Origin of the sequence: Burkholderia arboris (genome assembly GCF_038723655.1) — a bacterium.
Classification (GTDB): domain Bacteria; phylum Pseudomonadota; class Gammaproteobacteria; order Burkholderiales; family Burkholderiaceae; genus Burkholderia; species Burkholderia arboris.
This window is the reverse complement of record NZ_CP109822.1, coordinates 1,837,367-1,856,868: the sequence shown is the minus strand read 5'-3', so window position 1 is coordinate 1,856,868 and position 19,502 is coordinate 1,837,367. Positions and strand designations below refer to the sequence as shown.

Below are 19,502 nucleotides of genomic sequence, written 5' to 3'. Positions count from 1 at the left end.
GGCGTGCCTTTGCGGGGTGCAACCCCGGCGGAACGGCAGGCGCCGCACGTCGCGGCCGGCGCCCTGAAACGGGCCGGGCTGGCGGGGCCGGGGCCCCGCCGCCGGCGTCAACGCGACGCTTGCGGGAACCGCGCGCCCGGCGGCGGTTCGGGCCGCGTCGACGGCACGCTCTTGCGCACCTTCGCGACCTGCGCGGCCGTCACCGGCGCGCCGGTATTGCCCCAGCTCGTGCGCACGAAGTTCGACACGTCCGCGACTTCCTGGTCCGACAGGCGCCAGCCGAACGGCGGCATCGTGAAGGTCGACGGCGCGGTGCGTGTCCCCTCCAGCGCGCTGCCTTCCAGTACGACGTGGATCAGCGAGGTCGGATCGTCGCCCTGCACGACCGGGTTGCCGGCCAGCGCCGGGAACACGCGCGTGTAGCCGTGGCCGTCGCTGCGGTGGCAGGCCATGCAGTTGTCGCGATAGACGGCCGCGCCCGGCTTGCTCGCATCGCCGGTCTGCAGCGCCTTCGCGGCGGCCGCATCGTACACGTGCGGCTGCTCGCCCTGCACGCGCGGCGGCAGCGTCTTCAGGTAGCGCGCGATCGCGTTCAGGTCGCCGTCGGTCATGTGCTGCATGCTGTGGCCGACCACGTCCGTCATCCCGCCGAATGCGGCCGTGCGCAGCGTGCGGCCCGTCTTCAGGAACTGCACGATCTCCGCTTCGTTCCAGGAGCCGAGGCCCGTGCGCGGCTCGCCGCGCAGGCTCGTCGGCACCCAGCCGTCGATCGCCGCGCCGCCGGCCAGGAAGTCCGGGCCGTCCGCGTCGGTCAGCCCGCGCTCCTGCATCGTCGGCGCGCGCGGCGTGTGGCACGCGCCGCAGTGGCCGAGGCCCTGCACGAGATACGCGCCGCGCGCGACCACCGGATCGGTGTACGGCGCCGTATCGAACGGCTTCGGCGTCGGCGCGAACATCTTGCGCCAGATGCCGAGCGGCCAGCGCATCGACAGCGGCCACACGATGTCGACGGCGCGGTTCTCGTGCTCGACGGGCGCGACGCCGTGCATGAAGTACGCGTACAGCGCCTTCATGTCGTCGTCGGTGACGCGCGCGTACGACGGGAACGGCATCGCCGGATACATCGTGTCACCGTTCTTGCGCACGCCTTCGCGCACCGCACGCGTGAAGTCCTCGTAGGTCCAGCCGCCGAGGCCCGTCTTCGGGTCCGGCGTGATGTTCGTCGAGTAAATGCCGCCGATCGGCGTGTCGAACTTCAGCCCGCCCGCGAACGGCTTGCCGCCGCTCGCGGTGTGGCACGCGATACAGTCGCCGGCGCGCGCGAGGTATTCGCCGCGCTTGATCAGGTTCGCGTCGGCGGACTGGGCCACCGGTGCAGCCGCCGGGCCGGAAGCCGCGGCGGGCGCCGCCGGTTGCGCGAAGGCCGTCGTGCCGGCCAGGCCGAACACGGCCCAGCTCGCACCGGCCGCCAGTGCGCGCCACAACGGGGACATACGGCGCGTGGCGAGGGAGTTCATCGTCCTCTTCATACGGTCACCAGCGGGGCAGGATTCTTCAGGTATTGCTCGCGGATCGCACGTGCCGACCAGTAGGCCAGCGCCGCGATGATCCCGGTCGGGTTGTAGCCGATGCCCTGCGGCAGCGCGGACGCGCCCATCACGAACACGTTGTGCACGTCCCAGCACTGTAGGTAGCGGTTCAGCACGCTCGTCTTCGGGTCGGTGCCCATGATCGCGCCGCCGACGAGGTGAGTCGTCTGGTACGCACGCGAATCGAAGTGCTTGCCGAACTCGCGCGTCGACACGCCGATCGCCTTCGGCCCCATCGCTTCCGCGATCTTCTTCATCTGCCCGGTCACGTACTGCGCCATCTTGATGTCGTTGTCCTTCCAGTCGAACGTCATCCGCAACAGCGGCTGGCCGTACGAATCGCGATAGGTCGGATCGAGGTCGAGATAGACGTCGCGATACGACATGTTGGTGCCGTGCGCGTCCATCGAAATCGTGTGCGCGTAGTTGTCCTTGACGGCCTTCTTCCACGCCGAGCCCCACTGCGGCGTACCGGGCGGCGTGGCGATGCCGCTGATCGGCTTCACGCCGGCCTGGTTCACCCACAGCGGCGAGCCGCCGACGAAGCCGAGCGGGCCGTGGTCGAAGTTGTCCGCGTTGAAATCGTCCACCGCGACGCCGTTGCCGCCCGCGCCGATGAACGGGTTCGTGTAGGTGTCCTTGTCGAAGAACGCCTTGATCGTCGACAGGTTCTGGTACGCGAAATTGCGGCCGACGACGCCCTCGCCCGAGACCGGATCGTACGGCTTGCCGATGCCCGACAGCAGCAGCAGGTGCACGTTGTGGTACTGGAACGCGGCCACGATCACGAGATCGGCCGGCTGGTGCACTTCGCGCCCGGCCGGATCGACGTAGGTCACGCCCGTTGCGCGCTTCTTCGTGTCGTCGAGATCGACGCGCAGCACGTGGCACTTCGAGCGCAGCTCGAAGTTCGGCGCCTGCTTCAGCGCGGGCAGGATGTTCAGGTTCGGCGACGCCTTCGAGTACATGTAGCACGCGTAGCCGCTGCAATAGCCGCAGAAGTTGCACGGGCCCATCTGCACGCCGTACGGGTTCGTGTACGGGCCCGACGTATTCGCCGACGGCAGCCGGTACGGATGCAGGCCGAGCGACTTGGCGGCATCGGAGAAGCGCTGCGCCGAATACGTATTGAGCTGCGCGGGCAGCGGGAAGTTGTCGCTGCGGTTCGCTTCGAACACGTTGCCGTCGCCGACCACCTTGCCGCCGACCTTGTACGCCTGACCCGACGTGCCGAACACCTTCTCGGCGAAGTCGAAATACGGCTCGAGCTCGTCGTAGGTCACGCCGGTATCCTGGATCGTCATCCCTTCGGGGATGAACTTCTTGCCGTAGCGCTCTTCATAGTGGCTGCGCAGGCGCAGCTCTTCCGGCGTGATCCGGAAATGCACGCCCGACCAGTGCAACCCCGCGCCGCCAACGCCTTCGCCCGGCAGGAACGCGGCGAGCTGCCGGTACGGCAGCGCGGTGTCCTGCAGGCCGTGGCGGATCGACACGGTCGTCTTCGACAGGTCGAGGAACAGCTTCTTGCGGATGTTGTAGGTCAGCTCGTCGATCGTGTTCGGATACGCGCCGTCCGGATAGGTGTCGCGATATTCGCCGCGCTCGAGCGCGACGACCTTCAGGCCCGCTTCGGTCAGTTCCTTCGCGAGAATCGCGCCGGTCCAGCCGAAGCCGACGATCACCGCATCGACATGCGGTTTTTTCTCTGCGGCCATCAGCTGCGCTCCCCGTTGATCGAGACGGGGCCGTACGGATAGGCCTTGCCGCTCTGGTTGACGAAATCCATGAAGTCGGCGCGCGCGCCCGGAAAGCCGATCATCTTCCACGCGGCCATGTCGCGATTGCCGCCATGCACCGGATCGCAGAAATAGCCTTCCCGCGTGTTCTGCAGCAACTGGCCGAAGAACACGCCGGGCGGCACGTCGTCGATCTGCGCGCCGCCCTTCTCCAGCGCGCCGAGCACCGCGTCGCGCGTCGGTGCGTCGAGATCCGCGAACGCCTTGCCGTGCGCCTTCTCGCAATAGCGGTTGACCGCCGCGATGCCGAGCCGGTAAATGTCGCGCGGCACCAGCTTCAGCTGGTAGCCGAGTTCGGGTACGCCCTGCTGGAACGGCCCCTGCATGTACCACGTCGCGCCGTGCGCATACGGCGTCTCCATCTGGCGGTCGATGAATTCGGGCACGCCCGATTCGAGCGCGCCGGGGCCTTCGGCGTCGGCCGGGATCAGCCGGTCGACGGCGGCCTGGACGAACGCCCACTCCTTCGCATCGAAGAAGGTCGGCTTGTACGGGGCGCGTTCGGCGTTGGCCGATGCGGCGGGCGCGTTGCCGGCCGTCGTCGCGGATTGCGACGACGAGCGCAGGTCGCAACCCGCGACCGACGCGATCGGCACGAGCGCGACCGACGTGCGCAGGAAACGGCGGCGCGAGTTGGGTTTGTCAGGTGGCGTGGACATGGTCGGATGTTGATCGTTGGGGATCGGGGTCCGGACGCGCGCACTCCGCATGCGGCATGTCCGGCATGGCAGCCATGCCGCGCGCGGCCGGCCGTCCTGTTCTTTCGTGTGTTGCGAACAACCTCGATGCGGGCGCCCGCCGCGCTATCTGCAACGGCGCCTTCATGCAGCCGCACATCGCGCCGGTTCCGGCGGCGCTGCGCGGATCGGCCTCTTCGCGAGCCTTATCGTCTGACAAATGCCGGCATCGGCCTGCATCTGCCCCTCATCGCCCATGACCCTCATTCAACTTAGACGTCGCGTTTGCCGACAGCAAGCGCAACGTGCACGACCCTCTTCCGGGTCTGGCGACGAGTGCCGCGAATTATATATGGAACCGGTTCCATTACGAGGGGGATCAATGCAATTCAATGCATCGAAATTCGCAACAATTGAAAAATCCGGAAGCCGGAATGGGCAAGGATGGAGGGATCACAAGCGGATGAAGGTCGCGGGCGCGTATCGCGGGCGCGTATGTTCCGCGCCGGTATCCGGCCGTGCAACCGCCCGAGCGCCTCTGTCACGGCACGGCGACACGCTTCCTGGATTCGATTCGTGCACAAGGACTGAAACCCGGCACCCGGCACCACGTGCACCTGTCGGCCGACATCCGGACTGCGCTGGCTGTCGGCGCGCGCTACGGCGTGCCGGTGATTCTCGAAGTCGCTGCGCAACGCATGCACCGGCAGGGCCACGCGTTCTTCGTCGCCGAAAACGGCGTCTGGCTAACCGATGCCGTGCCGGCCGATTGCCTTACGGCGATCGGTACGCAGGCGGGCTGAGCCGTCCGCCCCTCACCACGGCCAGAACATCGACGCGATCGACAGCGACAGCGCCGCGCAAAGCGGCGAGTAATACAGCGTGTCCATCCGCGCGAAACGCGACCCGCGAATCCGCTTGAAGAAGCCGACGTAGCGGAAATCGCCGACGGCACGCACCGCGAAAATCAGTGCGAACGCAACGACTGCGAATGCGATCGTGCCGGGATACGCGTTGCGCCCCAGCCAGCCCGCCCGCGCGGCAACCACGCACGCACCGCCCAGCAGTGCCACCGCGACGGCAAGCGTGCCAATGGCGGTCGGCCGCAGCAGCGGCACGCCATCCTGTTCCGGAATCGCCGCACGCTTGCCGCGCCGCCCGCCCAACGCCCAGTAGACGTGCACGAGCGCGATCGCGCAAAGCGTCGGCACGCTGAAATACGCACCGGTCATGTCGGTAAATGTCCTCGTCTCGTTGTTCTGCCGGAACGGTTCCGGCACGCGGCCCCGGCCCGCGCCACGCATGACGATACCGAAACCCGGCATGGCGTGCATTGCGACGTCCGGTCGCAACCCGCGGCAGCGCATGGTGCGATGCAGTGCGCACGCATCGCCGCGGGGGCCGGCCGCTTGACTTCCCTCCGCGCACTACTACCCTGTTATTCCAGTGCTGCGCCGGCACGCCGCTGCGCAACCGGCTGCCCGCACGACAACGATAACGAAGGCCAAGGAGGCGACTCATGCTGATCGGTGTGCCGAAAGAGATCAAGAACCACGAATACCGCGTCGGCCTCACGCCGGCCGGCGCGCGTGAACTCACGCGGCACGGCCATCGCGTACTCGTGCAGCGCGGTGCGGGCACGGCGATCGGCCTGCTCGACGACGACTACACGGCCGCGGGCGCGACGCTCGGCGACGGCGCCGACGAAATCTTCGCGCGGGCCGACATGATCATCAAGGTCAAGGAGCCGCAGCCGGCCGAATGCGCGATGCTGCGGCGCGGCCAGATCCTCTATACGTACCTGCATCTCGCGCCCGATCCCGACCAGGCGGCTGCGCTGGTGAAATCCGGCGCGGTCTGCATCGCGTACGAAACCGTGACGGGCCCCGGCGGCGGCCTGCCGCTGCTCGCGCCGATGAGCGAAGTGGCCGGACGCATGTCGATCCAGGTTGCGGCGACCCACCTCGAAAGCCCGCGCGGCGGCCGCGGCCTGTTGATCGCCGGCGTGCCCGGCGTGCCGGCCGCGCATGTCGTCGTGCTCGGCGCGGGCGTCGTGGGCACCGGCGCGCTGCAGATGGCGGTGGGCCTCGGCGCGCGCGTCACCGTGCTCGACAACAACGTGAACCGGTTGCGCCAGCTCGACCTCGTGTTCGCCAACCGGATCGCGACGGTCTGTTCGAATGCGCATACGGTCGACGAAGCCGTACGCGATGCCGACGTCGTGATCGGCGCGGTGCTCGTGCCGGGCGCATCGGCGCCGCGGCTCGTCACGCGCGACATGATCGCGACGATGCGTACCGGCGCGGTCGTCGTCGACGTCGCGATCGACCAGGGCGGATGCTTCGAGACATCGCACGCGACGACGCACGCGGATCCGACCTTCGTCGTCGACGGCGTCGTGCACTACTGCGTCGCGAACATGCCCGGTGCCGTCGCCCGCACGTCGACCTTCGCGCTGAACAACGCGACGCTCGGGCACGCGCTCGCGCTCGCCGACAAGGGCTGGAAACAGGCGATGACCGACGATCCGCATCTGCGCGCGGGGCTGAACGTCTGCGACGGGCACATCACGTACGAAGCGGTCGCGCAGGCGCTCGGCCTGCCCTACGTACCGGCGGCCGGCGTGCTGGCATGACCGTGCCGGCCTGACCTGGATGCACGGCTGGCGGCACGCGCCGCCGGCCGCGTTCACGCGCCCTTCGACCGGTTCCGCTTCGCCCCGCCGCCCGCGCCCATCGTGCGGGCCAGCAACGGCCGCAGTTGCGCGAGCGTGCGCGTGTTCAGCACATCCTGCCGCGTGAGCCAGCCGCGTCGCGCCTGATCGACCCCATACGCGAGATTGTCGAGTTCGTCGCCACTGCACGCATCCGAACCGATCGCGACCGCCACGCCGGCCTGCGCAGCCTCGCGGCACCAGATGTCCGGCAGATCGAGCCGCCGCGGCTGCGCATCAAGCTCGACGAAGCAGCCGCGCGCCGCGGCCTGCGCGATCACGCGCGGCACGTCGAGTTCGCATGCGTCGCGCTCGCCGAGCACGCGGCCGGTCGGGTGCGCGAGAATCGTGAAATGCGGATGGTCCATCGCGCGCAGCATGCGCCCGGTCTGCGCGTCGCGCGGCAGGTCGAAGCCGTCGCGTACCGCACCGACCACGAGATCGAGCCGGCCGAGCATCGCATCGGGCACGTCGAGACTGCCGTCCTCGCGAATGCCGGCTTCCACGCCCTTGAGCAGCACGAAATCGTCGAACGACGCGTTGACGCGATCGATCTCGTCGAGCTGCCGCGCGAGCCAGTCGAAGTCGTTGCGGCCGCCGCCGGCAGGCGGTGCGCGGTCGGTGACGGCCAGGTACGCAAGCCCGCGCGCACGGGCCGCATCGGCCATCGTGCGCAGGCTGTCGCGACCGGCCGACACGTCGGTATGCGCATGCAGGTCGCCGCGGACGTGCTTGCGCTCGACCAGCGCCGGCAGCGTGCCGGCACGCGACGCGTCGATCTCGCCGCGATCCTCGCGCAGCTCGGGCGGCACGTCGTGCAGCCCGATGGCGGCGTACACCGATGCCTCCGTGTCGCCGGCAATCCGCTCGTCGCCGCGAAACACGCCGTATTCGTTGATCTTCAGGCCGCCGGCCTGCGCGATCCTGCGCAGCGCGATGTTGTGCGCCTTCGATCCCGTGAAGTAGACGAGCGTCGCACCGAACGCATCGGCATCGACCACCCGCAGGTCGACCTGCAACCCGCTGGCGAGCACGACGCTCGATTTCGTCTTGCCGTGCGCGAGCACGCGCGCCACGTCGCCGTAGCCGACGAACGCTTCGGCAACCGCCACCGGGTCGCTCGCGGTAACGAGGATGTCGAGATCGCCGACCGTCTCGCGGCGGCGGCGGAAACTGCCGGCCGGCATGACCTTGCCGACGCCGGCGACCGCACGCAGGCGTTCGAGCAACGGCATCAGCGCATGCGCGGCGTCGGGCAGCAGGAAGCGCTGCGGTTCGCGCTGCAGGCGGTCGTCGATCGCTTCGAGCAGATGGGCCTCGGTCTTTGCGCCGAAGCCCGGCAGTTCGCGCACATGCCCGCTCTTCGCTTCGGCGCGCAGCTGTTCGAGCGAATCGACGTGCAGCGCGTCATGCAGCGCCTTCACGCGCTTGGCACCGAGCCCCGGCACATCGAGCAGCTCGACGATCGCGCCCGGCAGCGCCTGGCGCAGCGTCTGCTGCAGTTCGCAGGTACCGGTCGCGGCGATCTCGCGCAGCTTCGATGCGAGATCAGGCCCGATCGACGGAATCTTCCCGAGATCGTCGCCGTTCGCGATCATCGCCGGGATATCGCGACCGTAGTCGGCAATCGTCCGCGCGGCATTGCGGTACGCCCGCACGCGAAACGGATTGGCGCCCTGGATCTCGAGCATGTCGGCGATCTCGGCGAACACGGCCGCGCACTCGGCATTGTGGATCGGCATGATCGGCGTGGCTCCCTTCCACGTGGATGGCGCCGCACGCGTGCGCGACGGCGTCTGCCCGCCCGGCGCCGCATGTCGACGCCGCCGGGCGCCCGTTCGTCATCGTACGCCGCCGGCGCGCCGCGTGCAGCGCCGTTGCGGCCGCGACGTCAGAGCGACGCGCGCGGTGTCGTCGCGTAGTGCCGCTCGTAGATCGACTGGCAATGCGTGCAGCGTTCGGCGGTCGGGCGCGCCAGCAGGCGCTCGTAGCCGACCGAGCTGTCGCAGTCGATGCATTCGCCGTAACTGCCGTCGCGCATCCGCTGCTGCGCACGGCCGATCGCGCGCAGTTCGGTCAGCTTCATGCCGATCAATGCATGATCGACGTCGACGAACAGATCCGCGTTCGCCTCGTCGCCTTCGTCCGGCGCCGCGCCGGCAAGGTCCGCATAGGATTCCGACGCACGATGGTCTTCGCTCGTGCGGATCTCCGCACGCAGCGCCTGCTCGCTCTCGTTCAGCCGCTGTTTGAGCGTCTGCCGTTGTTGTTGGTCGAGCGACATGGCCGTCTCTCCTGTTCCGGGTTCCGCGCGGAAAAATGCGGCGCGCGGTATCGCGCCGGTGCGCGGCAGGCAGGCGCCACCGCCGCTGCCGCGTCCGGATGTGCGCCCGGCAGCACGAAGCACCGGACGCCTTCGACGCAGGATAAACCCATTGAACACGCGTGTGTTGACCGGAATCAGCCCGCCGGTCGCGCGCGCGGCCGGCGCGCGAAAACTGGGGACGGACGCGAAATCGCGGCCGGCCACGCTCGCCGCGCAGCCCGTCGGCGCAACCGCAGCGCAGCAATTTTCCGTGCGGCCCCATTGCTTCTTCGGCGCGCGCGGCCCGGCATCCATCCGTCGACCGGATCGCTCGCGCAGCGCGCCGCCTCCTCAATGATTCGTCATCCTCAGAAAGCATTGCGCCCGATGAAGCCGCGCACGACCGTCAGCAGGATGATCTTCATGTCGAACCAGAAGCTCCAGTTCTGCATGTAGAACAGATCGAACTTCACGCGCGCGGCCATCGCCTCGACCTTGCGGGTCTCGCCGCGATAGCCGTTCACCTGTGCCCACCCGGTGATGCCCGGGCGCACGCGGTAGCGGTACATGTAGCAATCGATCAGTTGCCGATAGAAGTCGTCGTGTTCGATCGCGTGCGGACGCGGGCCCACCACCGACATCTGCCCGAACAGCACGTTGAAGAACTGCGGCAGCTCGTCGAGCGACGTGCGCCGCAGGAACGCGCCGACGCGCGTGATGCGCGCATCGTTGCGCGACGCCTGCCGCACGACGCCCGGCTGCGCGCGATGCACGCGCATCGTCCTGAACTTCAGGATGTCGAACTCGCGGCCGTCGACACCCTTGCGGCGCTGCCTGAACAGCACGGGCCCCGGCGACGACAGCTTGACCGCGATCGCCAGCATCGACAGCAGCGGCAGCAACGGAATCAACACGCCGAACGCGAACAGCCGGTCGAACGCGAACTTCGCCCACAGCTCCGGCGCCGCGCGCGGCGTGGTCGCGAGATTGATCGCCGGCATGCCGAGGACGTCGGTCGCGGAGCGATCGACGACCGCCATCTGCCGGACGTCGGGCAACAGCCGCAACTCGACGAATTCGTCGCGCAACTCGCGCACGATGCGCTGGATCCGCCATTCATGCGACATCGGCAACGTGAGCCACACCTCGTCGATCCCGCCGCCGCGAATCAGGTCGCGCAACGCGTTCCAGTCGTCGATCACCGGGACGCCGCCGATGCCGCCCGCGGTAGCCTGGGCATCGTCGTCGAATACGCATGCGGCCACGAACGGGCCATTCGGCGCGAGCTGCATCCGCTCGATTGCCACGCGCCCGTATGCGGTTGCCCCGACCACAGCGACGCGGCGCTGCCGTGCTCGCGGACCGTCACGCGTGAGCGCAAGGGCCAGCAGCGCCGCGCGGCCGAGCAGCAGCGCCGTGTCGCCGGCCAGCACCGTGCGCACGATCCAGCGGGTCGTGACCGTGCCGCCGCGATTCATGATCCACATCGCGGCGGCCACCGTCAGCACGCTCGCGCACACGACCGCCACCATCGTCTGCGTCAGCACGTGCGCGCCGCCCTGCGCCGCCACGCCGCCGCGCACGGTGCGCAGGTAGCGCGGCAGCAGCGCCACCGTCAGCACACACAGCAGCGCGATCGCGCCGCGCTGCGCGTCGGACAGTTCGCGCCACGCCAGCCCCGACGCCGCCTGCGCGGCAAGCGCCCCGGCCAGCACGAGCACGACGTCGGCCGCCGCGATCGCGGCACGCCGCATCGCATTCGTTCCACCGGACATCGACGGCATCGTCACGCACCATGTGCCGGGAATCCGCAACGCCCCTCCTGCAGGCGCGGGCGAACCGGCGCCGGCCGCACATTCCCGCGCGTGCCGAGCAAGCGACGATAGTCGGCGCGGATCAGGTCGTAACATTCGCACGCGTGATGTTCGAGGCCGTCGCGATCGAGCACCGTGATGCGGCCGCGGCGCTGCCGGATCAGCCCGGCTTCCTGCAGGTTCCCCGCTGCCTCCGTCACGCCCTCGCGCCGCACGCCGAGCATGTTCGCGATCGTCTGCTGCGTGACGGCCAGCTCGTCGCCGTCGATACGGTCGTGCGCGAGCAGCAGCCAGCGGCTCAACTGCTCGCCGACCGAGTGATGCCGGTTGCACAGTGCGCTGCGCGAGATCTGCGCCATCGCCGCCTGGCAGTAGTTGAGCAGCAGCCGGTACGTCTGCGGCGATCGCTCGAACTCGGCGCGCATCACGCAACTCGGCACACGATAGGCCATCCCGCCGATGCGCACCTCGACCCGGTTCGACGCCGCGACGCCCCCGACCAGCGTCCCCAGCCCGACCACGCCTTCGCGGCCGACCACCGCCACCTCGACCATCGCACCATCCTCCATCAGGTGCTGCACCGACATCATCGCCGTCGTCGGAAAATGCAGATGGCGCATCGGCTCGCCGACCCGGTCGAGCATCCCGGCCTTGATCCTGACCAGTTCGAGATGCGGTGCGATGGTGCGGATGCTGTCCTCCGGGAGGGCAGCGAGGATGGCATTCGCCGAGTAGCTCGAGTGAAGATGAAGCATGTCTGTATCCCTTTTATTGTCCGCGCCGCCTGCAGCCGCATGCACGGAACTCGTTATCGCGATGCGCGCCCGGACGTTGACAGCGGTTGCGGCCCACAACCCTGAATCCGACTGACCGTCGGCTTGTCATCACCGGATTGAGTCGACCGTCCCGTTTCGGCACGCGAGCCCGAATAAGCGATTTACGTGCCAATACCCGCCCATCCTTAATATATGAATCACATCCGATTTAAATCGGCCGAATAACCGGCCTCAAACCGTAAAAAGCGTCTCATTTCCGGACACTCTTCCATGCGATGGACACAGAACGCCATTCGACTGACTAATTCCCGCACGTCGCGGCGGCACAACCGCATTGCCCCGCAACGCTTACCGGTCAATTACTTACAGTCGATTTTCAATTGTTTCCGTGATGAACCGGGCGGTATTTTCGAGCGCCGCCACGCTTCACACGCTCGTTTGAAACTGTCTCAGGCCTGAATCGACGCACTCATATCCGGCTCTGTCATCTACCGCACATATGCCACGCAAGCCATTGATTTAAATAAACAATCTTGCGACACCCGTTTATTTGTCAAATAATGTTCAATGTCCAACCGACACTTTCGCAGTACGATGCGCGGCATTGCGCGATTGATTCCCGCTCGGAGCTGAATGACAGGAACGCAGGCCATTCCATTTCCAGATGATTAATTCCATGAAAATGAATCATTAAATCCGCATGACGTTTTCACCCAATCGCAATCGTCAAACTTTGTGAAATGACGTCATGCGCAATTGCCTGAATTCAATTGCGTGCTAGCCTTTTTGCCAGCATCGTCATTCTGTTTTCGATGAACACAAGTCCGCACGATCGTGCGAAATTCCCGCCCGGGGATATCGCCGCGACGACGCGCGACCGCCACCCTGCGAGGATGTGCCGTGACTCACCAGGCCCCTGACGCCGTCGCGTACGCGAACGGCATGATCGAGCTTTCCCACAGCTTCGAAGCCAACCGGTTTCTCGCGGCCATCGACCGCGACGAGCTCGCCACGCTCACGCCCCACCTTCAACTGGTTCACCTGAAATCGGGGCAAGTGCTCTGCGAACCCGGCGAAATGCTTGCCGCGGTCTACCTGCCCGTCACGACCGCGATTTCGCTGCAGTACGTGTCGTCCGGCGGCATGACGCTGGAGGTCGCGGAGATCGGCAGCGAGAGCGTGGTTTGCGACGACGTGATCGGCGGCAGCGGCCGGATGCCCTGCCGGGCGGTCGCATGCCGCGACGGCTTCGTCTACCGGCTCGACCGGCGCGTGTTCGCCGCCGCGTTCGATGCATCGCCGGTGATCCGTCACCTCGTGTTCGTCTGCGTGCGGCTGCTGATGGCGCAGGTCTCGCAGATCACGTTCTGCAGCCGCCATCACGTGCTGAAACATCAGTTATGCCGATGGTTCCTGCTCGCGTTCGACCGCACGCGCAGCATCGAGATCCAGGTCACGCACAGCATGCTGGCGCAAATGCTCGGCGTGCGGCGCGAGACGGTCACGGATGCCGCCGGCGAAATCCAGAAGCTCGGCCTGATCCGGCAATACCGGAGCTCGATCGAGCTCGCCGACCTCGACGGCCTCGAAAAGATGTCGTGCGGCTGCCGCGCGATCGTGCGCGACGAGATGAAGCGCATCCTGTCGGCCGATTCGGGCGTACCGGCCGCCTCGCGCGCCTGATTGGCGTGCCGGACCGGAACGGCGCCGCGGCGCCGTCCGGGTTCCGGGTTAGCTGTTTGTAGGGTGGCGAACAGAACGTCGTGCCTGCCAATGGTCTACTGATGCCGGACTGCCGGGGGGACGTCAGCGCCTATCGCGCGTTTGCCCGAGCGGACGACACCACGCACGCCGGAGCAGCACGTGAAAAACGAAATCAGAACCATCCTGAAGCACGTCGCCCATCTCGAAGCCGCGATCGATTCGATCGGCGACGGGGACGACCTCTACGCAGCGGGCCTCTCCTCGCTCGACACGATCCAGCTGATGCTCGCGATCGAGAAGCAGTTCAACATCGAGATTCCCGACGAGATGCTGAACCGCAACCTGTTCCGCAGCATCGACGCACTCGCGGACACCATCGCCACGCTGCAACGCACCGAGCATTCCGCATGAGCGCGCTGCTCCCCGAACTCGCGGCCGACAGCGATTCGCATCGGCTCGACGAGGCCGCGCACGCCGTCGCGCAGATCGCCGCCCAGCATGCGGATGCGGTCGATCGCGACGCGCGCTGCCCCGTCGAGGCGATCGAGGCGATGCGCGCGCGCCGGCTGCTCGGCGCGATGGTCCCGACCCATCTCGGCGGCGCAGGCGCGTCGCTGGACGACATTGCGTCGGCCTGTTCGATCCTCGGCCAGGCGTGCGCATCGTCGGCGATGGTGTTCGCGATGCACCAGATCCAGGTCGCCTGCATCGTCAGCCACGCCGCCGACCAGGGCTGGCACAAGCTGTTCCTGCAGCAGCTCGTGCGCCACCAGTGGCTGCTCGCGTCGGCCACGTCGGAAGACGGCGTCGGCGGCAACCTGCGCGCGAGCCAGTGCGCGCTCGAAACCGACGGCGGCGGGTTCCGGCTGCGCAAATCCGCGCCGACGATCTCGTACGGCGACTATGCGGACGGCATCCTCGCGACCGCGCGGCGCGACGCGGACGCACCAGCGTCCGAGCAGGTGCTCGTCACGCTGCTGCGCGACGGCTATACGCTCACGCGCCGCGGCGAATGGGACACGCTCGGGATGCGCGGCACGTGCAGCAACGGCTTCGAGCTCGACGCGCAGGGCGCCGCCGTGCAGTGCCTGCCGGTGCCGTTCGCGAAGATCGCCGAAGAAACGATGGTGCCGGTCTCGCACATCCTGTGGGCCGCGGTCTGGATCGGCGTGGCCGGCGACGCGTTCCATCGCGCACACCAGTTCTTCCGCGCGCAGGCTCGCCAGACCGACGGCGCACCGTCGCCCGCGGCGCGCCGCATCGCCGAATCGCTCGCGCTGATGCAGGCGATGCAGGCCCGCGTCGACAACGTGCTGCGCCTCCATGCGAACGCGTCGGCCCGCTCGTGGTCGGCCGGCATGGCCTGGGCCGCCGAGATCAACACGCTGAAGACCTACGTGTCGGCGAGCGCGCTCGAAGTCGCGCACCAGGCGATGATGATCTGCGGGATGGCCGGCTACAAGCAAGGCTCGCCGTTCAGCATCGGCCGCCACATTCGCGACCTGCACGCGGCGCCGCTGATGATCAGCAACGACCGCATTGCCGCCAACACTGCGAGCCTGCTGCTCGCGCTGCGTCCTGCGACGCTGGAGAAACATACGTGAACGACCGCCTCGCCGTGCCCTCCGCCGCCTCCCTTCCCGCCGACGCACCGCTCGACCGTGCGGGCGTCAATCCGCTGCGCGACGAACTGATCGACGCCGGCCTGCTGGTCTCGACCGGCATCCAGGGCCTGTTCGGCCGCAGCGAACGGTTCGAGCGCGTCGTCGAAGCGCTCGACGCGTTCGTCACGCGCCTCGGGGCTGACCAACAGGCCGAAGTGCTGCGTTTCCCGCCGGCGATGAGCCGCCCCGAATTCGAACGCAGCGAATACATGAAGAGCTTCCCGCAGCTCGCGGGCAGCGTGCACGCGTTCTGCGGCGACGAACGACAGCACCAGCGCGTGCTGCAATGCCTCGATCGCGGCGACGACTGGACGGAAAACCAGAAGCCGACCTACGTCGTGATGACGCCGGCCGCGTGCTACCCGGTCTATCCGGTCGTCGCGCGCGCGGGCGCGCTGCCCGCCGACGGCCGGATCGTCGACGTGTTCTCGTACTGCTTCCGTCACGAGCCGTCGCTCGACCCGACCCGCATGCAGCTGTTCAGGATGCGCGAGTACGTGCGGATTGGCACGCCCGAGCAGATCGTCGCGTTCCGCGAAACGTGGATCGAGCGCGGCACGCGCATGATCGACGCGCTGCGCCTGCCGAACGCGATCGACCTCGCGAACGATCCGTTCTTCGGGCGCGGCGGCAAGATCGTCGCGAACAGCCAGCGCGAGCAGAACCTGAAGTTCGAGCTGCTGATCCCGATCGAGCACGACGGCCGCCAGACCGCGTGCCTGAGTTTCAACTATCACATGGACCACTTCGGGCTGCTGTGGGACATCCGCACCGCGACGGACGACGTCGCGCACACGGGCTGCGTCGGCTTCGGCCTCGAACGGCTCACGCTCGCGCTGTTCCGCCACCACGGATTCGATATCGACGCATGGCCGCGCGAAGTCCGCGACGTGCTGTGGGGCACGCCATGAGATTCGTTTCCCGCGACGGCGAAGACGCGTCGTTCGAGGATGTGCGCCACCGCGCGCGCCACTACCGGCCACACCCGCTGCACAGCCAGGAAATGGTCTGGAAACAGACCAACTGCTACGTCGACATGTGGCTCGAGGTGCTCCGGTGGTGGGGCTTCAATCCGTATGCGGCACTGCCGTTCACGATCGCGCTCGATTTCGAGGGCGACCAGTTCACGTTCTTCAAGTTTCCGCACGACGAGCTGGAGCGGCTCTACGGGATCGTCGTGCAGGAACATTCGATCTACGAACCGCTCGACCAGCACATCGAAACGCAGGTCGCGCGCGGGCACCTGATGATCGTCGAGGTCGACGCATGGTTCCTGCCCGACACGCGCGGCAGCAGCTACCGCACGCAGCACACGAAGACGACGATCGGCATCGATGCGATCGACCGTGCGAAGCGCCAGATCGGCTATTTCCACAACAGCGGCTATTACGTCGCCGAGGATTTCGACTACAACGGGCTCGTCGGCGCCAGTTCGCCGATGACGCTGCCTCCGTACGTCGAGTGCGCGAAGCGACGCTTTGCGCCACTCGACGAACGCGCGCTCTGCGAAGCGTCGCTCGCCGCGCTGCAGCGCCACCTGCGGCGCCTGCCGGTCGTCGATCCGATCGCGGCATTCCGGCGGCAGTTGCAGACCGATGCGCGGACCCTCGCCGATTCGCCGCTCGACCACTTCCATGCGTATTCGTTCAACTCGGTGCGGCAGCTCGGCGCGAACTTCGAACTGTTCGGCCACTATGCCCGCTGGCTGCAGGCCAGCGGCTGCGTCGGACCGTTCGCCGAGATCCGCGCCGCGTGCGATCGCATCGCGTCCGAAGCGATGGTGCTGGAATTCCGGCTCGCGCGCGCCTGCGCGCGCGGCAAGGAAGAGCGCGGCGATTCGACACTCGAAGCCATCGAGGCCGCGTATGCGGACGTCGTCGCGTGCGCGCGGCAAATCGGTTCGCCGCTGCGCCACGTGACGCCCGTCCATTACGACGCGGCCCCCGTGCCGGCCATGCGGTGACGCGCGCGCGGACCCTGCCCGCATGGTCGATGCTGGCGACGGCCGCGGGCGCCCTGCAGGCACCACGCGACCTTCCGGCCGACCACGGCGGCTGGATCGCGGCGCCGGTGCCCGGCACGGTCGCGCAGGCGCTTGCGCTGGCCGGCCGGCTCGACGAAGCCGGGTCGCTCGACGAGCGCGACCACTGGTACCGGATCGAATTGCGCGGGCGCGGGCCGCGCATCCTGCGCTTCCACGGCCTCGCGACGCTCGCGCAGGCGTGGCTCGACGACACGCCGCTCCTCCGCTCGGACAGCATGTTCGTCGCGCACGACATCCCCGTGTCGCTCGACGGCACACACCGGCTGACCCTCTGTTTCCGCGCACTCGCGCCGCACCTGCGCGACGCGCGCGCGCCGCGCCGTGCACGTTGGCGCACGCGGCTGGCCGAGCCGGCCGCGCTGCGCACGGTCCGCACGTCGCTGTTCGGGCACATGCCCGGCTGGTTCCCGCCGTATGTGCCGGCTGGCCCGTGGCGCCCGGTCGACGTGCTCGATCCGGCCGACGGGCCCGTTCTCGCCGATTGCAACCTGCACGCGCGCGTCGAAGGCGACACGGGCTGGCTCGACGCGGAACTGACGTTCGCCGCACCGCTGCCCGACACGCTCGCCGCGCGGCTGTCGTGCGGCGAACATCACGCGACGCTCGAACGGGCCGGCGCCGACCGGCTGCGCGCGAGCGTCGCGGTGCCGAACGTGCGTCGCTGGTGGCCGCATACGCACGGCGAGCCGGCCCTCTACGCGGTCACGCTGCATCTCGGCGACGCACGCCGGCCGCTCGGCTCGACGGGCTTCCGCACGATCGAGATCGACACCGGTGCCGACGGCAAGGGCTTCGGGCTGCGCATCAACGGCGTGCCCGTGTTCGCGCGCGGCGCATGCTGGAGCAGCGCCGCGCCGCTCGCGCTGCACGCGGACGACGCGACTTACGGCCGCCTGCTCGGGCTCGCGCGCGACGCCGGCTTCAACATGATCCGCGTCGGCGGCACGATGACCTACGAAGCCGACGCGTTCCATGCGTGGTGCGACCGGCTCGGCCTGCTGGTCTGGCAAGACTTCATGTTCGCGAACTTCGACTACGCGCTCGACGATCCCGCGTTCGCGGACGACATCGATCGCGAAGCGAGTCAATTCCTCGTGCGTCATCGCGCATCGCCGTCGCTTGCGGTGCTGTGCGGCGGCAGCGAGATCGCGCAGCAGGCGGCGATGTCGGGGCTCGGGCCGAAGCAGCGCTTCGTCGAGCTGACCGCCGACCGGCTGGCCGGCCACGCGGCCTCGCACCGCCCCGATGTCCCGTACGTGCCCGATTCGCCCGACGGCGGCGTGCTGCCGTTCACGCCGCGCGAACGCGTGTCGCACTACTACGGCGTCGGCGCCTACCTGCGCCCGCTCGACGACGCGCGCCGTGCGGACGTGCGCTTCGCGAGCGAATGCCTCGCGTTCGCGAACGTACCGTGCGATGCAACGCTCGCCGAACTCGGCTGGCCGGGCGTGCACGAGCCGCGCTGGAAGGCGGCCGTGCCGCGCGACCCCGGCACGTCGTGGGATTTCGACGATATCCGCGACCACTATCTGCAAACGCTGTACGACGTTGCGCCCGACCGGCTGCGGCGTGAGGATCCGGCCCGCTACTTCGAACTGTCGCGCGCGGTGATCGCTGACCTGATGCGCGAGACGTTTTCCGAATGGCGACGGGCCGGCTCGCGGTGCGCCGGCGCACTCGTGTGGCAGTTCCTGGATGCGATGCCGGGCGCCGGATGGGGCGTGATCGACGCCGCGCACCGGCCGAAATCGGCGTGGTACGCACTGCGCCAGGTGCTGCAGCCGGTTCAGGTGCTGCTCGTCGACGAAGGCTTGAACGGGCTCGACGTGCATGTGATCAACGAGCGCCCGGCGCCGCTGTCGGCGGCGATCGAGCTGGTCGCGCTGCGCGACGGCCGCACGCCGGTCGCGCGGGCCGGCTGCCCGGTGCGGATCGCCGCGCACGATACGGTGCGGCTCGGCTCGGCCGAGTTGCTCGGCCGTTTCTTCGACTGGACCTACGCGTACCGTTTCGGGCCCTGCGAACACGATACGGTCGTCGCGACGCTTCGCGCCGACGACGGCACGCTGCTGTCGCAGGCGTTCCATTTCCCGTCCCGCACGCATCCGGCCGTGCTGGCGCGCCGCGAACCCGGCATCGAGGCATGCGTGTCGCGCACCGGCGATACCTGGCACGTCGACATCGACACGCGGCACGTTGCGCGCCATGTGCAAATCGACGCACCGGGTTTCATGCCGAGCGACGACTGGTTCCATCTCGCGCCCGGCATGCCGGCGCGCATCGCGCTCATGCCGCTGGGAACCGGCGGAAAGCAACCGGCCGCTGACGCCAACGTACCGCCTGCGGTGGACATCCGCGCCGTGAACGCCGCGCGCGCGGTGCGCGCCACGCAGGCGGATTGACGCGACGCGCGCAGCCCC

General features: G+C 68.3%; 17 protein-coding genes. 9 read left to right on the top strand and 8 right to left on the bottom strand.

What is annotated here, in order from left to right; translation table 11 throughout:
- Nucleotides 1–107: 107 nt before the first annotated feature.
- The 3 genes from OHZ10_RS25630 to OHZ10_RS25620 are packed head-to-tail and all read right to left on the bottom strand — an operon-like array spanning nucleotide 108 to nucleotide 4,044.
- Nucleotides 108–1,529, bottom strand: coding sequence for a c-type cytochrome (locus tag OHZ10_RS25630; protein WP_256086462.1), 1,422 nt, complete (start codon nucleotides 1,527–1,529; stop codon nucleotides 108–110).
- A complete protein-coding gene (locus OHZ10_RS25625; protein ID WP_059240737.1) occupies nucleotides 1,526–3,304 on the bottom strand; it encodes a GMC family oxidoreductase in 1,779 nt (592 codons plus the stop codon). The genes OHZ10_RS25630 and OHZ10_RS25625 overlap by 4 nt, the downstream gene beginning before the upstream one ends.
- Nucleotides 3,304–4,044 carry a gluconate 2-dehydrogenase subunit 3 family protein gene (locus tag OHZ10_RS25620; RefSeq protein WP_059240738.1) on the bottom strand — a complete coding sequence of 247 codons (741 nt, stop codon included), beginning with the start codon at nucleotides 4,042–4,044 and terminating at the stop codon, nucleotides 3,304–3,306. Before OHZ10_RS25620 ends, OHZ10_RS25625 begins: the two co-directional genes overlap by 1 nt.
- Before the next feature lie 536 nt (nucleotides 4,045–4,580).
- Here OHZ10_RS25620 and OHZ10_RS25615 point away from each other — a divergent pair.
- Entirely contained in the window at nucleotides 4,581–4,865 is a 285-nt protein-coding gene (locus OHZ10_RS25615; RefSeq protein WP_342704707.1) for an RNA 2'-phosphotransferase, read from the top strand.
- Between the two features lie 12 nt (nucleotides 4,866–4,877).
- Here OHZ10_RS25615 and OHZ10_RS25610 read toward each other — a convergent pair whose 3' ends face one another.
- Nucleotides 4,878–5,294, bottom strand: a complete 417-nt coding sequence (locus OHZ10_RS25610) for a DUF3995 domain-containing protein (protein ID WP_174991815.1) — start codon at nucleotides 5,292–5,294, stop codon at nucleotides 4,878–4,880.
- Between the two features lie 287 nt (nucleotides 5,295–5,581).
- Here OHZ10_RS25610 and ald point away from each other — a divergent pair, with 287 nt between their 5' ends.
- A complete protein-coding gene (gene ald, locus OHZ10_RS25605; RefSeq protein ID WP_059240739.1) occupies nucleotides 5,582–6,697 on the top strand; it encodes an alanine dehydrogenase in 1,116 nt (371 codons plus the stop codon).
- Nucleotides 6,698–6,750: 53 nt separating this feature from the next.
- Here ald and polX read toward each other — a convergent pair whose 3' ends face one another.
- Both polX and OHZ10_RS25595 read right to left on the bottom strand, forming a co-directional pair.
- Nucleotides 6,751–8,517, bottom strand: coding sequence for a DNA polymerase/3'-5' exonuclease PolX (polX, locus tag OHZ10_RS25600; protein ID WP_342704703.1), 1,767 nt, complete (start codon nucleotides 8,515–8,517; stop codon nucleotides 6,751–6,753).
- Nucleotides 8,518–8,666: 149 nt separating this feature from the next.
- Nucleotides 8,667–9,059, bottom strand: coding sequence for a TraR/DksA family transcriptional regulator (locus OHZ10_RS25595; RefSeq protein ID WP_059241005.1), 393 nt, complete (start codon nucleotides 9,057–9,059; stop codon nucleotides 8,667–8,669).
- Nucleotides 9,060–9,210: 151 nt separating this feature from the next.
- On the opposite strand from OHZ10_RS25595, the gene OHZ10_RS25590 reads away from it, so the two are divergent.
- Nucleotides 9,211–9,438 carry a hypothetical protein gene (locus OHZ10_RS25590; RefSeq protein ID WP_340625039.1) on the top strand — a complete coding sequence of 76 codons (228 nt, stop codon included), beginning with the start codon at nucleotides 9,211–9,213 and terminating at the stop codon, nucleotides 9,436–9,438.
- 10 nt (nucleotides 9,439–9,448) lie between these two features.
- On the opposite strand, the gene OHZ10_RS25585 is transcribed toward OHZ10_RS25590, so the two are convergent.
- Together OHZ10_RS25585 and OHZ10_RS25580 are read right to left on the bottom strand one after the other, a co-directional pair.
- Nucleotides 9,449–10,855: an undecaprenyl-phosphate glucose phosphotransferase gene (locus OHZ10_RS25585; RefSeq protein WP_342704699.1), complete on the bottom strand. Its 1,407-nt coding sequence runs from the start codon at nucleotides 10,853–10,855 to the stop codon at nucleotides 9,449–9,451.
- Nucleotides 10,856–10,866: 11 nt separating this feature from the next.
- Nucleotides 10,867–11,649, bottom strand: a complete 783-nt coding sequence (locus tag OHZ10_RS25580; RefSeq protein WP_059240741.1) for a Crp/Fnr family transcriptional regulator — start codon at nucleotides 11,647–11,649, stop codon at nucleotides 10,867–10,869.
- A 921-nt stretch (nucleotides 11,650–12,570) separates the two neighbouring features.
- Here OHZ10_RS25580 and OHZ10_RS25575 point away from each other — a divergent pair.
- The 6 genes from OHZ10_RS25575 (at nucleotide 12,571) to OHZ10_RS25550 (ending at nucleotide 19,484) form a co-directional block, all read left to right on the top strand.
- Nucleotides 12,571–13,353: a Crp/Fnr family transcriptional regulator gene (locus tag OHZ10_RS25575; protein ID WP_226195986.1), complete on the top strand. Its 783-nt coding sequence runs from the start codon at nucleotides 12,571–12,573 to the stop codon at nucleotides 13,351–13,353.
- A gap of 180 nt (nucleotides 13,354–13,533) precedes the next feature.
- Nucleotides 13,534–13,785 (top strand): acyl carrier protein, encoded by a 252-nt coding sequence (locus tag OHZ10_RS25570; protein WP_059240742.1) that lies wholly within the window; start codon nucleotides 13,534–13,536, stop codon nucleotides 13,783–13,785.
- Nucleotides 13,782–14,978 (top strand): acyl-CoA dehydrogenase family protein, encoded by a 1,197-nt coding sequence (locus tag OHZ10_RS25565; RefSeq protein WP_059236940.1) that lies wholly within the window; start codon nucleotides 13,782–13,784, stop codon nucleotides 14,976–14,978. The genes OHZ10_RS25570 and OHZ10_RS25565 overlap by 4 nt, the downstream gene beginning before the upstream one ends.
- Entirely contained in the window at nucleotides 14,975–15,949 is a 975-nt protein-coding gene (locus tag OHZ10_RS25560; protein WP_342704693.1) for an amino acid--[acyl-carrier-protein] ligase, read from the top strand. Before OHZ10_RS25565 ends, OHZ10_RS25560 begins: the two co-directional genes overlap by 4 nt.
- Nucleotides 15,946–17,001, top strand: coding sequence for a DUF1839 family protein (locus OHZ10_RS25555; RefSeq protein WP_342704691.1), 1,056 nt, complete (start codon nucleotides 15,946–15,948; stop codon nucleotides 16,999–17,001). Before OHZ10_RS25560 ends, OHZ10_RS25555 begins: the two co-directional genes overlap by 4 nt.
- Before the next feature lie 29 nt (nucleotides 17,002–17,030).
- Nucleotides 17,031–19,484, top strand: coding sequence for a glycoside hydrolase family 2 protein (locus tag OHZ10_RS25550; RefSeq protein WP_425394783.1), 2,454 nt, complete (start codon nucleotides 17,031–17,033; stop codon nucleotides 19,482–19,484).
- Nucleotides 19,485–19,502 lie beyond the last annotated feature (18 nt).

Coding starts and splice junctions, on each gene's coding strand:
- OHZ10_RS25595 (WP_059241005.1), bottom strand. CDS start 9,059: ATGTCGCTCGACCAACAACAACGGCAGACGCTCAAACAGCGGCTGAAC.
- ald (WP_059240739.1), top strand. CDS start 5,582: ATGCTGATCGGTGTGCCGAAAGAGATCAAGAACCACGAATACCGCGTC.
- OHZ10_RS25630 (WP_256086462.1), bottom strand. CDS start 1,529: ATGAAGAGGACGATGAACTCCCTCGCCACGCGCCGTATGTCCCCGTTG.
- OHZ10_RS25565 (WP_059236940.1), top strand. CDS start 13,782: ATGAGCGCGCTGCTCCCCGAACTCGCGGCCGACAGCGATTCGCATCGG.
- OHZ10_RS25555 (WP_342704691.1), top strand. CDS start 15,946: ATGAGATTCGTTTCCCGCGACGGCGAAGACGCGTCGTTCGAGGATGTG.
- OHZ10_RS25580 (WP_059240741.1), bottom strand. CDS start 11,649: ATGCTTCATCTTCACTCGAGCTACTCGGCGAATGCCATCCTCGCTGCC.
- OHZ10_RS25625 (WP_059240737.1), bottom strand. CDS start 3,304: ATGGCCGCAGAGAAAAAACCGCATGTCGATGCGGTGATCGTCGGCTTC.
- OHZ10_RS25550 (WP_425394783.1), top strand. CDS start 17,031: ATGCTGGCGACGGCCGCGGGCGCCCTGCAGGCACCACGCGACCTTCCG.
- OHZ10_RS25585 (WP_342704699.1), bottom strand. CDS start 10,855: ATGTCCGGTGGAACGAATGCGATGCGGCGTGCCGCGATCGCGGCGGCC.
- OHZ10_RS25620 (WP_059240738.1), bottom strand. CDS start 4,044: ATGTCCACGCCACCTGACAAACCCAACTCGCGCCGCCGTTTCCTGCGC.
- polX (WP_342704703.1), bottom strand. CDS start 8,517: ATGCCGATCCACAATGCCGAGTGCGCGGCCGTGTTCGCCGAGATCGCC.
- OHZ10_RS25610 (WP_174991815.1), bottom strand. CDS start 5,294: ATGACCGGTGCGTATTTCAGCGTGCCGACGCTTTGCGCGATCGCGCTC.